This window comes from Bartonella sp. B17, from assembly GCF_053795755.1.
Window position 1 is genome coordinate 168,127 of sequence record NZ_CP200032.1, and the last position, 14,133, is coordinate 182,259.

General features: G+C 39.5%; 11 protein-coding genes. 8 read left to right on the top strand and 3 right to left on the bottom strand.

What is annotated here, in order from left to right:
- The first annotated feature begins 8 nt into the window (after positions 1-8).
- The 5 genes from nusA (at position 9) to truB (ending at position 6,289) form a co-directional block, all read left to right on the top strand.
- Positions 9-1,622: a transcription termination factor NusA gene (nusA, locus tag V4B18_RS00860; protein ID WP_455475977.1), complete on the top strand. Its 1,614-nt coding sequence runs from the start codon at positions 9-11 to the stop codon at positions 1,620-1,622.
- Complete coding sequence (locus tag V4B18_RS00865) at positions 1,623-2,258, top strand: RNA-binding protein (RefSeq protein WP_455475978.1); 636 nt, start codon at positions 1,623-1,625, stop codon at positions 2,256-2,258. It begins immediately after the preceding gene.
- Positions 2,255-4,792: a translation initiation factor IF-2 gene (gene infB, locus V4B18_RS00870; RefSeq protein ID WP_455475979.1), complete on the top strand. Its 2,538-nt coding sequence runs from the start codon at positions 2,255-2,257 to the stop codon at positions 4,790-4,792. The genes V4B18_RS00865 and infB overlap by 4 nt, the downstream gene beginning before the upstream one ends.
- A gap of 125 nt (positions 4,793-4,917) precedes the next feature.
- Positions 4,918-5,346 (top strand): 30S ribosome-binding factor RbfA, encoded by a 429-nt coding sequence (gene rbfA, locus V4B18_RS00875; protein WP_455475980.1) that lies wholly within the window; start codon positions 4,918-4,920, stop codon positions 5,344-5,346.
- Positions 5,330-6,289 (top strand): tRNA pseudouridine(55) synthase TruB, encoded by a 960-nt coding sequence (truB, locus tag V4B18_RS00880; protein ID WP_455475981.1) that lies wholly within the window; start codon positions 5,330-5,332, stop codon positions 6,287-6,289. The genes rbfA and truB overlap by 17 nt, the downstream gene beginning before the upstream one ends.
- A gap of 119 nt (positions 6,290-6,408) precedes the next feature.
- On the opposite strand, the gene V4B18_RS00885 is transcribed toward truB, so the two are convergent.
- A complete protein-coding gene (locus V4B18_RS00885) occupies positions 6,409-8,037 on the bottom strand; it encodes an MFS transporter (RefSeq protein ID WP_455476492.1) in 1,629 nt (542 codons plus the stop codon).
- Between the two features lie 335 nt (positions 8,038-8,372).
- Between V4B18_RS00885 and rpsO the strand changes: the two genes are divergently transcribed.
- From rpsO to V4B18_RS00900, 3 genes are all read left to right on the top strand, one after another.
- Positions 8,373-8,642: a 30S ribosomal protein S15 gene (gene rpsO, locus V4B18_RS00890; RefSeq protein WP_455475982.1), complete on the top strand. Its 270-nt coding sequence runs from the start codon at positions 8,373-8,375 to the stop codon at positions 8,640-8,642.
- A gap of 267 nt (positions 8,643-8,909) precedes the next feature.
- Positions 8,910-11,111, top strand: a complete 2,202-nt coding sequence (gene pnp / locus V4B18_RS00895; protein WP_455475983.1) for a polyribonucleotide nucleotidyltransferase — start codon at positions 8,910-8,912, stop codon at positions 11,109-11,111.
- 72 nt (positions 11,112-11,183) lie between these two features.
- Positions 11,184-12,182: a class I SAM-dependent methyltransferase gene (locus V4B18_RS00900; RefSeq protein WP_455475984.1), complete on the top strand. Its 999-nt coding sequence runs from the start codon at positions 11,184-11,186 to the stop codon at positions 12,180-12,182.
- Positions 12,183-12,202: 20 nt separating this feature from the next.
- Here V4B18_RS00900 and hslU read toward each other — a convergent pair whose 3' ends face one another.
- Both hslU and hslV read right to left on the bottom strand, forming a co-directional pair.
- Complete coding sequence (hslU, locus tag V4B18_RS00905; protein WP_455475985.1) at positions 12,203-13,513, bottom strand: ATP-dependent protease ATPase subunit HslU; 1,311 nt, start codon at positions 13,511-13,513, stop codon at positions 12,203-12,205.
- On the bottom strand, positions 13,514-14,095 hold the full coding sequence (hslV, locus tag V4B18_RS00910) for an ATP-dependent protease subunit HslV (RefSeq protein WP_455475986.1): 582 nt from the start codon (positions 14,093-14,095) through the stop codon (positions 13,514-13,516).
- Positions 14,096-14,133: the final 38 nt, after the last annotated feature.

The following is a 14,133-nucleotide window of genomic DNA, read 5'->3' on the forward strand; positions in this document are numbered from 1 at the left end:
GAAAATCGATGGCTATAAGCGCTAACAGGCTTGAAATTCTGCAAATTGCAGATGCTGTTGCACGTGAAAAGTCGATTGACCGTGAAATTGTTATTTCTGCGATGGCTGATGCTATTCAGAAAGCAGCGCGTTCTCGTTATGGTCAAGAAACCAATATCCGTGCTGAGATCAATTCCAAAACAGGTGAAATTAAATTACAGCGTTTGCTTAAAATTGTTGATATCGTTGAAGATTATACAACTGAAATCTCTTTATCTGATGCGCTTAAGCGCCAAACAGATGCAAAAATTGGTGATTTTTTGCCTGATCTTTTACCTCCCATGGATTTTGGACGCATAGCAGCACAATCGGCAAAACAGGTTATTGTACAAAAAGTACGTGATGCAGAACGTGACCAGCAATACGAAGAATTTAAAAATAAAATTGGTGAAATTATTTCTGGCACAGTAAAACGCGTAGAATACGGCAATGTTATAGTTGATTTAGGGCGCGGTGAAGCTATCGTGCGACGTGATGAACTTATTCCACGAGAATCTTTTCGCTATGGAGATCGTATTCGTGCTTTTGTTAGTGATGTGCATCGTGAATCACGCGGTCCGCAGATTTTTCTTTCACGCACACACCCTCAATTTATGGTAAAGCTTTTTACAATGGAAGTACCAGAAATTTATGATGGTATTATAGAAATTAAATCTGTTTCTCGCGATCCAGGTTCACGTGCTAAAATTGCCGTTGTCTCACGTGATGGTTCAATTGATCCTGTTGGAGCATGTGTTGGAATGCGCGGAAGTCGCGTTCAGGCTGTTGTTGCAGAATTACAAGGTGAAAAAATTGATATTATTCCTTGGTCACCTGATGCTGCAACATTTATAGTCAATGCGTTGCAGCCCGCCGAAGTTTCCAAAGTCGTCCTTGATGAAGATGCAGAACGTATTGAAGTAGTTGTGCCTGATGACCAGCTTAGTCTTGCTATTGGTCGACGTGGACAAAATGTTCGTCTAGCTTCGCAATTAACAGGATGGAATATTGATATCTTAACAGAACAAGAAGAATCTGAAAACCGTCAAAAAGAATTTACTGAACGCAGCAAACTGTTTATGGAATCTTTAGATGTTGATGAAATGATCGGACAAGTTATAGCATCAGAAGGCTTCTCCTCCATTGAAGAAGTTGCTTATATTGACATTGAGGAAATCGCTTCCATTGATGGTTTTGATCGTGAAACTGCTGTAGAAATCCAAAGTCGTGCACGCGAATTCCTAGATCGCAAAGAAAAAGAACTTGATGAAAAACGCAAACAACTCGGTGTCTCTGACGAATTGCGAACGCTTCCTGGAATGACAAGTGCTATGTTGGTTGCTATTGGCGAAGATGGTGTGAAAACAATGGAAGATTTTGCAGGTTATGCAGTCGACGATTTAGCGGGCTGGAGAGAACGCAAAGAAGGCCAAACGCAAAATTTTTCTGGTATACTCACCCCATTTGATATTACACGTGCAGATGCAGAGGCTATGGTCTTAGCCGCACGTGTACAAGCAGGCTGGATAGACCAAGCTGACCTTGTTACAGAAAATTCTGCAGAAAATGAAAAAATAGATAATTTGAATGTGGATACATTTTAAATGAGTGAGCGGACCTGTATTGTGACAAGAAAAAATGCTTCAGCAAAAACGCTGATCCGTTTTGTTATTGGTCCCAATAATCAAATTGTCCCTGACCTTAAATCTAATTTACCTGGACGTGGCGTATGGGTCTCTGCCCACCACTCTATCATTGAGAAAGCAATAAAACAAAAAGCTTTTAGCAAAAGTTTAAAAACAGATGTTGAAGTTGCGTCAAATCTTGCGCATATTGTAGATGCACTTTTGCTAAATGCTGCCCTTGGAAGCCTTTCCATGATGCGAAAAGCAGGTGCCGTTGTCACAGGAGCAACAAAAGTTGATGCAGCTATCCGTTCTGGCCAAGTCATTCTTGTACTTCATGCCAAGGAAGCTACAGAAGATGGAAAACGAAAAATTTCACAAGCCATTCATGCAATACAACAACAAATGAGTTGGAATATAGAAACTATATCTTTATTTACAAATAATGAAATGAAAGTGGCTTTTGGAACTAATCCTGTGATGCATGTAGCCTTACTAAATATAAAGGCTGCAGAGGGGTTTCTCAAAGCGATACACAAACTGATCGCTTATCGTGATGACAAGCACAGTAAGCTTGGTGAAATGACTGCGCAAGCCGTGAAGGAAAGACAATGAGTGAAAATAATAATGACAAAATAACAGTCAAGAGAACGCTTACTTTAAAACGTTCAGTCCTAGAAACTAGCACAGTCAAACAAAACTTTAGTCATGGCCGCACAAAGGCTGTAGTTGTCGAAACTAAGCGGCGCAAAATTACGCGGCCTGATGAAAAAACTGAAACACCACAGCCAATTACGAAACCACATGTAGCAACCCAGCGTTCCAAACCAAAATTTGAAGAAGCAGCTCCAAATGAGCCTGTAGCAAAAAATAATCTTTCATCAGCCGAAATGAAGGCAAGACTTCGAGCGTTAGAAGAAGCACACATCCAAGAAAAAATAATACGTGAACAAGCTGAAGAACAAGAAAGACAGGCTAAAGAGCGTGAAGCAAGTTTGCAGCGAGCAGCTGAAGAGGAAAAAGTAAAACAGGAAAATGAGAATCCCGTGATAGAAACTCAACCCACATCTCCTGTTTTACCCGTAACAGAAACGGTAGATATCCCTGTAAAGCCTAAACCTGTAGCTCCTAAAAATACAAATGCGATTGAAAAACGCAAAGATGATGATGATAAAGATGATGACAGACACAGTAGACGTTCTAACTCTTCTAAGTCAGAGGTGCGTACGCCAAAAGTTATAAAAGGAGCAGATGAAAGACGTCGTGGGAAGCTTACTCTTAATAGCGCACTGGATGAAGAAGGCAGTGCGCGTGGGCGCTCAATGGCTGCAATGCGCCGCAGACAGGAAAAGTTTAAACGTGCACAAAACCAAGAACCACGAGAAAAAATTTCTCGCGAAGTGATTCTACCTGAAACCATTACCATTCAAGAACTTGCACAACGTATGACTGAGCGCTCCGTTGATGTAATTAAATTTTTGATGAAGCAGGGACAAATGATGAAACCTGGCGATATTATTGATGCAGATGTTGCTGAACTTATTGCCGTTGAATTTGGTCATACTGTTAAGCGTGTATTAGAATCTGACGTAGAAGAAGGCATCTTTAATATTATTGATAATCCTAGTAAAATGCAGCCACGTCCACCAGTTGTAACAATTATGGGTCATGTTGATCATGGAAAAACGTCTCTTCTCGATGCTATTCGAAAAGCCAATGTTGCGTCTGGTGAAACAGGAGGTATTACGCAGCATATTGGTGCTTATCAAGTAGAACAAAATGGTCAAAAAATTACCTTTATCGATACACCTGGGCACGCTGCCTTTACAGCTATGCGCGCTCGTGGAGCCCGCGTTACGGATATTGCTGTTCTGGTTGTAGCCGCTGATGATAGTGTTATGCCGCAAACAATTGAATCCATTAATCACGCCAAAGCTGCTGGTGTTCCCATTATTGTTGCTATCAACAAAATTGATAAACCTGCTGCTGATGCGCAGAAAGTGCGGACAGAACTTCTACATCATGAAGTGTTTGTTGAAAGCATGGGCGGAGAAACTTTGGAAGTTGAAGTTTCGGCTAAAACAGGTCAAAATCTTGATAAACTTCTTGAAGCTATTCTTCTTCAAGCTGAAATTCTTGACCTGAGAGCAGATCCAAAAAGAACAGCAGAAGGTGTTGTCATTGAGGCTAAACTAGATCGGGGTCGCGGATCTGTTGCAACAGTTCTTGTTCAAAAAGGTACATTGCATCCTTCTGATATTATTGTTGCTGGTGATGAATGGGGGCGTGTGCGCGCCTTGATTGATGATCATGGTCGTCACATCAAAGAAGCTGTTCCTTCTACACCAATTGAAATTTTGGGTATGCAAGGAACACCACAAGCTGGTGACCGTTTTGCTGTTGTTACTCATGAAGCAAAAGCACGAGAAATTTCTGAGTATCGTCAACGATTAGCACGTGATAAAGCTGTCGCTCGGCAAACTGGTTCTCGTGGTTCCCTTGAACAAATGATGAGCAAGTTACAAACCACTGGCGTTAAAGAATTTCCTCTTATTATTAAAGGAGATGTGCAAGGATCGATTGAAGCAATTGCTTCAGCATTAGAAAAGCTAGGAAATGATGAAGTACAGGCACGCATTGTACATTCTGGTGCTGGAGGTATCACTGAAAGTGATATTTCACTTGCTGAGGCTTCCAATTCTGCTGTGATTGGCTTTAATGTTCGAGCAAATAAACAAGCACATGCTTCAGCCAAAACACAAGGAATTGAAATTCGTTATTATAACATCATTTATGATCTTGTTGATGATATAAAAGCAGCCATGTCAGGGTTGCTTTCTCCAGAAAAACGTGAAACTTTCCTTGGCAATGCTGAAATTTTGGAAGTCTTCAACATTACAAAAATCGGAAAAGTTGCTGGATGTCGCGTTACAGAAGGTAAGATAGAACGAGGAGCTGGTGTTCGCCTTATTCGTGATAATATTGTTATTCATGAAGGAAAGCTTAAAACGCTTAAGCGCTTTAAAGATGAAGTCGATGAAGTACAAAGTGGTCAAGAATGTGGAATAGCATTCGAAAATTATGAAGACATGCGCGCAGGAGACATCATTGAAACCTTCCGCGTCGAACATATTAATCGCACATTGTAAAATAGCCTAATAGCTTTTCTCTTTTGTAAAATGAGCAAAGTTATTGGACTTTACATGCAATTCTTCCGTTCTTTTTACACATTCAGTGTAAAAAGAAGAAGAATTGTAACAAAGGTAAAACTTTAATGAAAAATGTAAATCCATCACAGCGACAATTAAGGGTAGGAGAGCAAGTGCGTCATGCGATAGCTCATGCGCTGCAACGAGGTATTTTACTTGACAATATTTTAAAAGAGATTGTGATTTCTGTTTCTGAAGTGCGCATGTCGCCAGATTTAAAAATTGCTACTTGCTTTATTTCTCCTCTCTTCACTCTTAATAACGATTCTAATGCTGATATCGTTAATATCCTAAATAAATATAGTCGCTTTATTCGTGGAGAAGTCAGCCATTCGTTGCGGCAAATGAAATATATACCAGAACTGCGTTTTCGGCTTGATAGAAGTTTTGATAATTTTGCAAAAATTGATGCCCTACTCCGCTCCCCCGAAGTAGCACGTGATCTAAGCAATAATGATGAACGTGAGGAAAAAAAGCATGACAGAGAAACGTAAAAAAAAAGGGCGTTCTATTTCTGGTTGGATAATATTTGATAAACCAAAAGGAATGAGGTCAACAGAAGCTGTCTCACAAATTAAATGGCTCTTTAATGCGCAAAAAGCAGGACATGCAGGCACGCTTGATCCACTTGCTTCTGGACTTTTACCAATCGCATTAGGCGAAGCGACTAAAACTGTGCCTTATGTTATGAAAGGTACAAAAACTTACCGTTTTCATATCATTTGGGGAGAAGAACGCTTAACAGACGATCTAGAAGGTGAAGTCACTAAGACATCTTCTAAACGTCCAACACAAGAAGAGATACTTGCTCTTCTCCCTAAATATACAGGTGTTATTTGGCAAACACCTCCACAATTTTCAGCAATTAAAATTGCTGGGAATCGCGCCTATGATTTAGCACGTGAAGGTGAAATTGTTGAAATTCCGCCACGACAAGTGGAAATAAAAACTTTTAAATTAATCGAAGCAACCACCAAAGAGCATAGTGTCTTTGAAATAACATGCGGAAAAGGAACCTATGTACGTTCCTTAGCACGCGATATGGGGCGTGATCTTGGTTGTTATGGATATATTGATAATTTAAGACGCATTGCAGTAGCACCTTTTTATGAAGATGATCTCATTACATGGGATGAGCTAAAAGCAGCAATACGCGATAGTAGTGCAACAAATCAAAATGGTACCCTTCAGCAAAAAGATTTCACAGAACTTGATGGATTATTAATAAAAACAGGAGCTGCACTGGATTGCCTTTCTCATTATACTCTTAGCGAAACACAAGCACAACGTGTAAAAATGGGAAATCCAGTATTTCTATTTGATCATAATGCATCCATTGATGACGACGAAGTTTGTGTGATCTACAAAGATCAACTTCTCGCCATAGGTTCTCTTGACAAAAGTCAATTTAAACCGAAGCGAATTTTCACAATTTAATAAAAGCAACCGCTTAATATAAGCGGCCTGTCTACGACAACATTATACGGAAAGAATATTTTTTCATTCGCATAAAGCAGTGAGAACAATCTCATTGTTTTATGCTTGCCCCTAAATTATTAAGGTAAGTGGTCAGCAGATGGTTTTAAATGCATTTCATTGACTTGTGGTATTGTTTGCCTCTCAATCATGCGGTGTATTCTTATACCATTAGGCGCATAATTTAAGCGACGCAGGTGCTTATTCACCTCTGCATCTGCTTTTGTACGACGATGATTATGGCGCAAATAATCTACCCATGTTGGCATATGGTAAGCTTCTGTCCAACATTCAGGTCTTTCAAGGTCACGTAAAAGAACCCATTGGCGAGCACCATCACGTAAACGAATATGACGACGACGTGTCATCACTTTGAGAAATTCTTCAAGATCACTTTCATGAATTTGATAATCGATCATAATCATAATTGGGCCACTTCGTGCTTTCAAATCGAGTAAAAGCTCCGGCTCTCTAAAATGATCAAGGGGATCAAAATCTATCTGAGGAATTTCTTGAATTTTAAACTTTATTCCTGCAAGAGCTCCAAAAACCAAAAATAAAGCACAAGCACTCAAAGCAATTACTGGAGAATAACCATCCGCGACAGCGCCCCAAATTGCGCTTCCAATGGCCATACCGCCAAAAGATGCGGTCTGATATAATGATAAAGCACGCGCAACAACCCAACGTGGAGTAGAAAGTTGTACAGATGTATTAAACAACGATAACGCTAAAACCCAACATAAACCTGCTGGAAACAACACAAAATGACTTATAATCAATGAACGGCTTATTGCCAACAAAAAACAAGAAAAAGCAGAACCAATAAATGAACCTACAACAATCGTTTCTGACTTAAAATAATGCCGTACAGTTGAATTAATAACGCCAGCAACAATCGCTCCTAAACCGAAACAACCAAGCAACGTACCATAAAGAAATGCACTCCCTCCAAGAGTTTCATGCACAATAATCGGCAATAGTGCCAAAATCGAAATCGCTCCAACCCCAAAAAGGAATGCTCTGACCATAATGCTAAGGAGGTTAGGTGACATAGCAACATAGCGCAAACCATCTGCAATAGCTCCTAAAAATCTCTCCCGTGGCAGTGGATTGCTTTTATAATTTGGTTTCCACAAAAATAAAGTGCCAATTAAAAAAATATAACTTATCGCATTGAATAAAAAAGCCGCAGTTATGTCTAGAACAGCAATGATAGCACCACCAATAGCAGGTCCTACACTACGCATCAAATTAAAGCCAACACTGTTTAGACTAACGGCAGCAGGAATATTTTCTCTACTTACAATATCTCCCATTGTTGCTTGCCAAGAAGGATTATAAAAAGCGTTTCCACATCCAATCAAAAATGTAAAACATAGTAAAAGCCAAGGAGTCAAAAGTTCCAGATAGGACAGAATAACTAAATTAATTGATAGAACCATCATAATAATCTGCGCACACAACATAATGCGACGCCGATTAAAATTATCGGCTAATGCTCCTGCTATCAAAGAAAACACAACAAGTGGCAACACCGTCGCACTTTGAACAAGCCCAACCATAGAGTGCGAAGAACTAATCAACGCCATCAACCAACCGGCTCCTACATTTTGTATAAGCCCCCCTAAATTAGAAACGAGTGTGGCTGACCATAAATTACGAAATATCGAATTACGAAAAAGTTTTAATGTTGAAATGCTCTGCACCTTTTGCCTCCAAATCGACATTCTATCGCCCTTGCCCCCATAAATACGCTATGCAAAGCAGTAATTCTTATATAAAAGAATACGTAATTTTTCTTAAAATTTCTCATAAAACATCCTTAAAATCAACATTTCAAAGCAAAATCATTTATTAAGGAAGATTTTTTGAAATACCTTTAAGGACTAGCTTCAAGGACTAGCATTTTAACCTTCTTTCCTATATAAATGCCAAGGCAAGTAAGAGTCTCCTGCTCTTCTTGTTTCTTCGCAAACCCTTGCTGAACGACATCTCGGCTAGGGAATGAGTTTGGTGCTTTGTTTTTTGAAAGGATAATACGATGTCGATTACAGTTGAACGTAAACAAGCTATTATTGCAGAATATGCAAATAAAGCCGGAGATACAGGATCACCAGAAGTGCAAGTTGCTGTACTTTCTGAGCGTATTTCTAATTTAACTAATCATTTTAAATCTCACAAAAAAGATAACCATTCTCGTCGTGGTCTTTTAAAAATGGTATCTCAACGCCGTCGCCTTCTTGATTATCTTAAAAAAACTGATTCAAATCGTTATCAGATACTTATCGGAAAATTAGGTTTACGTCGCTAAAAGAAAATGAGTGGATGGTGTTTTATAAAATCCATCCACTTATTCTGTTTTACTGTTTTTAGTTAAAAACTTTAAAAATTACTGAATAACCGTCATGGAATAGGATTACTGAGTGCTTCGCGTTTTAATTGCGATTTATTTTTTCTTTTTGCACAAAAAACAGAAGTGTTTTGTTATCCTGCCCATAGCTTTAAAACATGCTAAACAGAACTGGAATTGTGAACACTTAACATTTAAGATGTGAACACTGGCCATTAAGGATAAAAAATGTTCAAAACGCATAAAGTAGAAATTGAATGGGCTGGTCGGCCTCTCACCCTTGAAACAGGGAAAATAGCGCGTCAAGCTGATGGTGCAGTAATTGCTACCTATGGTGAAACCATTGTCTTAGCAACCGTTGTGTCGGCAAAAAATCCAAAACCAGATCAAGATTTTTTTCCACTCACAGTTAATTATCAAGAAAAATCTTACGCTGTTGGCAAAATCCCTGGAGGATACTTTAAACGTGAAAGCCGGCCTAGTGAACATGAAACATTAATTTCACGTTTGATTGATCGTCCAATTCGACCTCTCTTTGCTAACGGTTATAAAAATGAAACGCAAATCATCGTTTCTGTCATACAGCACGATCTCGAAAATAATCCTGATGTTCTTGCAATGATTGCATCTTCTGCTGCACTAACTTTATCAGGAGTTCCTTTCATGGGACCCATTGCTAGTGCTCGTGTTGGCTACTGTAACGGACAATACGTTCTTAATCCCAATATCGATGAGATGCCTGAATCAAAACTTGATCTTATCGTTGCAGGAACAGAAAGTGCGGTATTGATGGTTGAATCAGAAGCACAAGAATTGCCTGAAGATGTAATGTTGGATGCAGTAATGTTTGGGCACAAAGGCTTTCAACCTGTTATTGATGCTATAATTAAGCTTGCTGAAGTTGCTGCAAAAGACCCTCGTGATTTCATTCCTGACGATCTCTCGGATCTTGAAAATGCTATGCTGAAAATGGCTGAGCAGGATATAAAAAAATCCTATACAATTACTGATAAACAAGAACGCCATGCTGCAATTGATGCTGTAAAGACAGAAATTATCAACAAATTGACGCAAGAAATCGAGGGGGATTGTAAATTTAGTGCCGATCAAATTGCAACCGTCTTCAAACAATTGCAAGCAAAAATTGTCCGTGCAAACATTCTTGATACAGGAAAGCGCATTGATGGACGCGACCTTTCAACAGTGCGTCCAATCCAATCGGAAGTTGGTATCTTGCCTCGAACACATGGGTCAGCACTTTTTACCCGCGGAGAAACACAAGCAATTGTTATTGCGACACTAGGGACTGGTGAAGATGAACAATATGTTGACTCCTTAACTGGTATGTACAGAGAAACATTCCTTCTCCATTACAATTTTCCGCCATTTTCAGTGGGAGAAGTGGGACGTCTTGGCTCCCCTGGACGCCGCGAAATTGGGCATGGAAAATTGGCATGGCGCGCCATTCATCCTATGTTGCCAGCTAAAGAATCTTTTCCTTATACTATTCGCGCTGTCTCAGAAATTACTGAATCAAATGGATCTTCTTCAATGGCAACAGTTTGCGGAACTTCACTTGCGCTGATGGATGCTGGTGTTCCTTTAACACGTCCCATTGCAGGTATTGCCATGGGATTGATTAAAGAAGGCGAGCGCTTTGCCATCCTATCTGATATTTTAGGAGATGAAGATCACCTTGGTGACATGGATTTTAAAGTAGCAGGCACAGAAAATGGTATTACTGCTTTGCAAATGGACATCAAAATTGATGGTATTACCGAAGAAATTATGAAAATCGCACTTGAGCAAGCCAAAGGTGGACGAATCCATATTCTTAACGAAATGGCCAAAGCTTTAACCAGCGCGCGTGATGAACTTAGTGAATTTTCTCCACGCATTGAAATTATGAACATTGCTGTCGATAAAATTCGTGATGTTATCGGCTCTGGTGGAAAAGTAATCCGAGAAATTGTGGAACAAACTGGAGCTAAAATTAATATTGAAGACGATGGGACAATTAAAATTGCTTCTACTGATGCTAAAATCATCAAAGCAGCAAAACAATGGATCCATTCGATTGTTGATGAACCTGAAGTTGGTGCTATCTATCAAGGAACAGTTGTAAAAACTGCTGAATTTGGCGCGTTCGTAAACTTTTTTGGCTCACGCGATGGGCTTGTTCATATATCTCAGCTCGCATCAGAACGTGTAGCTAAAACAACAGATGTTGTTAAAGAAGGTGATAAAGTTTGGGTCAAATTAATGGATTTCGATGAACGTGGTAAAATTCGATTATCAATGAAAATTGTTGACCAACAAACTGGTGAAGAAATTGTTAGTGATGATTTAGTAAAAACAGAAAAAGAAAATGGCGCTGATGAAAAAAATACATCTGAAAATAAGCGCCGTCGTAAGAAAAAAGAAGGTTAATATTTCTTTCTTATCATGAAATAAAATGCCATCCTAAAATTAGCATGGCATTTTTCTTTAAAAGAGTCACATGTGTTATTATTTTTACCCTTTAAAAATTGTGATCTTCCATTTCCCAAACCCAACCAATATTGGCTGAGTTTTGGTTTAATTGCCCCCCCTGCTCCAGAATGGGCAAAAAATTTGAAAGTTATAACACCTTGGCGACCAGACTTTTTGAAATTTTCCGATGCCAAATTTTGCTGTTCTCCCAACATAGATCAAACTTCCATATATGATGGTGCACTTTTGCACTTAAGCAAATATCGTGGACTTAACCAAAATTGTTTTCTCGATTTATTAGAACGCGTTAAACCTGGTGGATGGATTGTTATTGGTGGGAATAAAACTGCTGGCGCTGCTTCAATGATGAAATGGGTCAAAACAATTGTTCCCATAACAAATAAATTATCTAAAAATCACGGTTTAGTATTCTGGCTTCAAGTCCCACAACAAATAGACAAGCAGAACATTGCACAATTGCGCTCACCACCACTTTCTTTTGAAAACAAATTTCAAACCACTTCTGGCATGTTCTCGCACGGGCGTATTGATCTAGGATCTGCTGCGCTTGCTTTACATATGCTCAAAGCAATTTCCGGAAAGACCGCCGATTTTGGTGCTGGTTGGGGCTTCCTTTCTTACGTTGCACTTGAAAGAAGTGAAAAATTAACTACACTTGATCTTTATGAAGCCGACTATAACGCTCTAGAGGCTGCAAAACAGCACCTGCAGCATATAACAACTTCTCTTCCGATTCATTTTTATTGGCATGATCTTGTGCACGAGCCCATCACAGAACTGTATGATACAATCATTTCAAATCCACCATTTCACATACAGCAAGTTACAGATGTTTCATTAGGTCAGCATTTCATTATAAATGCTGCAAAACATTTAAAACCAGGTGGCAAACTGCTTCTTGTTGCTAACCGCCACCTGCCTTATGAAACACTATTAAGAAATATTTTTCATACAGTATGGATAAATGAAGATACTCCTGGTTTCAAAATTATCGAAGCACGTCGATAGACGATGAGAACAAGCAATCGTTAAAGAATGAAACGTGAAAGATCAACATCAGCAGCAAGATCGCCTATAGATTGTCTGACGTAAGCAGCATCAACCTTAAACAAAGTCCCTGCTTTATCAGGCGCAGTGAAAGAAATTTCATCCAAAACACGCTCCATCACCGTTTGCAAACGACGTGCCCCTATATTTTCAATCCTTGCGTTTAAATCTACAGCAATATCCGCTAAAGCATCAATCGCATCATCGGTAATTTCTAATTGCACCTCTTCCGTTGCCATTAAAGCGATATATTGTTTAATCAGACTAGCTTCCGGTTCGGTTAGAATGCGTCGTAAATCTTCTCTTGTTAAAGCATTTAGCTCCACACGGATAGGCAAACGACCTTGAAGCTCTGGCAATAAATCAGATGGCTTAGAAACATGAAACGCACCTGAAGCAATAAAAAGGATATGATCTGTTTTGATTTGTCCATATTTTGTGGCAACTGTCGTTCCTTCAACCAAAGGCAAAAGATCCCGTTGAACCCCTTCACGCGAAACGGCGGCACCTGCTCCACCATCTCTGGTTGCGATTTTATCAATCTCATCGATAAAAACAATTCCGTCATTTTCAGCGACGCGCAGCGCTTCTTGAATAATTTGATCTTGATCAAGAAGTTTTTCAGATTCATCATAAACAAGCGGCTTATATGCATCTTTTACTGTTGTTTTACGGATCTTCGTACGATTACCCATTTTGCCAAAAATATCTGACAAATTCATAATTCCCATTTGTGCACCAGGCATACCAGGAATATCAAAAGTTGAAGCACTATTGCTACTATTATCAGCTAATTCTATTTCAATTTCTTTATTATCCAGTTCACCATCGCGCAATTTTCTGCGAAAACTATCACGGGTAGCAGGACTTGCCGTTTTACCAACAAGAGCATCTAAAACACGCTCTTCAGCATTAATGTGCGCCTTTGCTTTGACTTCATCCCGCTTTTTTTCACGCACAAGAGAAATTGCAATCTCAACAAGATCACGAATAATCTGCTCAACATCACGCCCCACATAACCCACTTCAGTAAATTTAGTAGCTTCAACTTTTACAAAAGGTGCTCCAGCAAGCTTTGCTAATCGACGCGCTATACCTGTTTTTCCAACACCTGTTGGTCCTATCATCAAAATATTTTTTGGCATTACTTCTTCACGCATTGGAGCATCAAGCTGTTGTCGACGCCACCGGTTGCGTAGTGCAATAGCAACAGAACGTTTAGCATCATTTTGACCAATAATAAAACGATCAAGTTCAGAAACAGTCTCACGAGGGGAAAATACAACACACATTCAAATAGCTTTCTCTAAAGAAGATAATTCTACATCCAATGTTTCGATTGTGAAATGATCATTGGTGTAAACACAAATTTTAGAGGCAATATCCATAGCTTTACGAGCAATGGCTTCTGCATCCAAATCCATATCCATAAGTACCCTTGCAGCAGAAAGGGCAAAATTACCACCAGAACCAATCGCCATAACTCCATCCTCTGGCTCTAGGACATCACCAAGCCCTGTTAGCGCTAAAGTTACTTTCTTGTCAGCTACGAGCATCATTGCTTCAAGACGACGCAAATAGCGATCTGTTCGCCAATCTTTTGCAAGTTCTACACATGCACGCATAAGCTGATCAGGGTATTGTTCAAGCTTGGTTTCTAACCTCTGCAACAATGTGAAAGCATCTGCTGTAGCTCCTGCAAAACCAGCGATAACTGCTCCGCCTTTTCCAAGACGACGCACTTTACGTGCATTACATTTCATAATTGTTTGTCCCAGTGAAACTTGGCCATCACCAGCCATCACTACCTTGTCGCCTTTTCGTACAGTAATAATAGTCGTACCATACATTACATCAGGCTTATGTTCTGCCATAAAGAAACTCCTTAATATTGATTTCTCTTCATCAAACA

Excerpts from the sequence above, each read along its gene's own strand:
- nusA (WP_455475977.1), top strand. The coding sequence starts at position 9 with ATGGCTATAAGCGCTAACAGGCTTGAAATTCTGCAAATTGCAGATGCT.
- V4B18_RS00865 (WP_455475978.1), top strand. The coding sequence starts at position 1,623 with ATGAGTGAGCGGACCTGTATTGTGACAAGAAAAAATGCTTCAGCAAAA.
- infB (WP_455475979.1), top strand. The coding sequence starts at position 2,255 with ATGAGTGAAAATAATAATGACAAAATAACAGTCAAGAGAACGCTTACT.
- rbfA (WP_455475980.1), top strand. The coding sequence starts at position 4,918 with ATGAAAAATGTAAATCCATCACAGCGACAATTAAGGGTAGGAGAGCAA.
- truB (WP_455475981.1), top strand. The coding sequence starts at position 5,330 with ATGACAGAGAAACGTAAAAAAAAAGGGCGTTCTATTTCTGGTTGGATA.
- rpsO (WP_455475982.1), top strand. The coding sequence starts at position 8,373 with ATGTCGATTACAGTTGAACGTAAACAAGCTATTATTGCAGAATATGCA.
- pnp (WP_455475983.1), top strand. The coding sequence starts at position 8,910 with ATGTTCAAAACGCATAAAGTAGAAATTGAATGGGCTGGTCGGCCTCTC.
- hslU (WP_455475985.1), bottom strand. The coding sequence starts at position 13,513 with ATGTGTGTTGTATTTTCCCCTCGTGAGACTGTTTCTGAACTTGATCGT.
- hslV (WP_455475986.1), bottom strand. The coding sequence starts at position 14,095 with ATGGCAGAACATAAGCCTGATGTAATGTATGGTACGACTATTATTACT.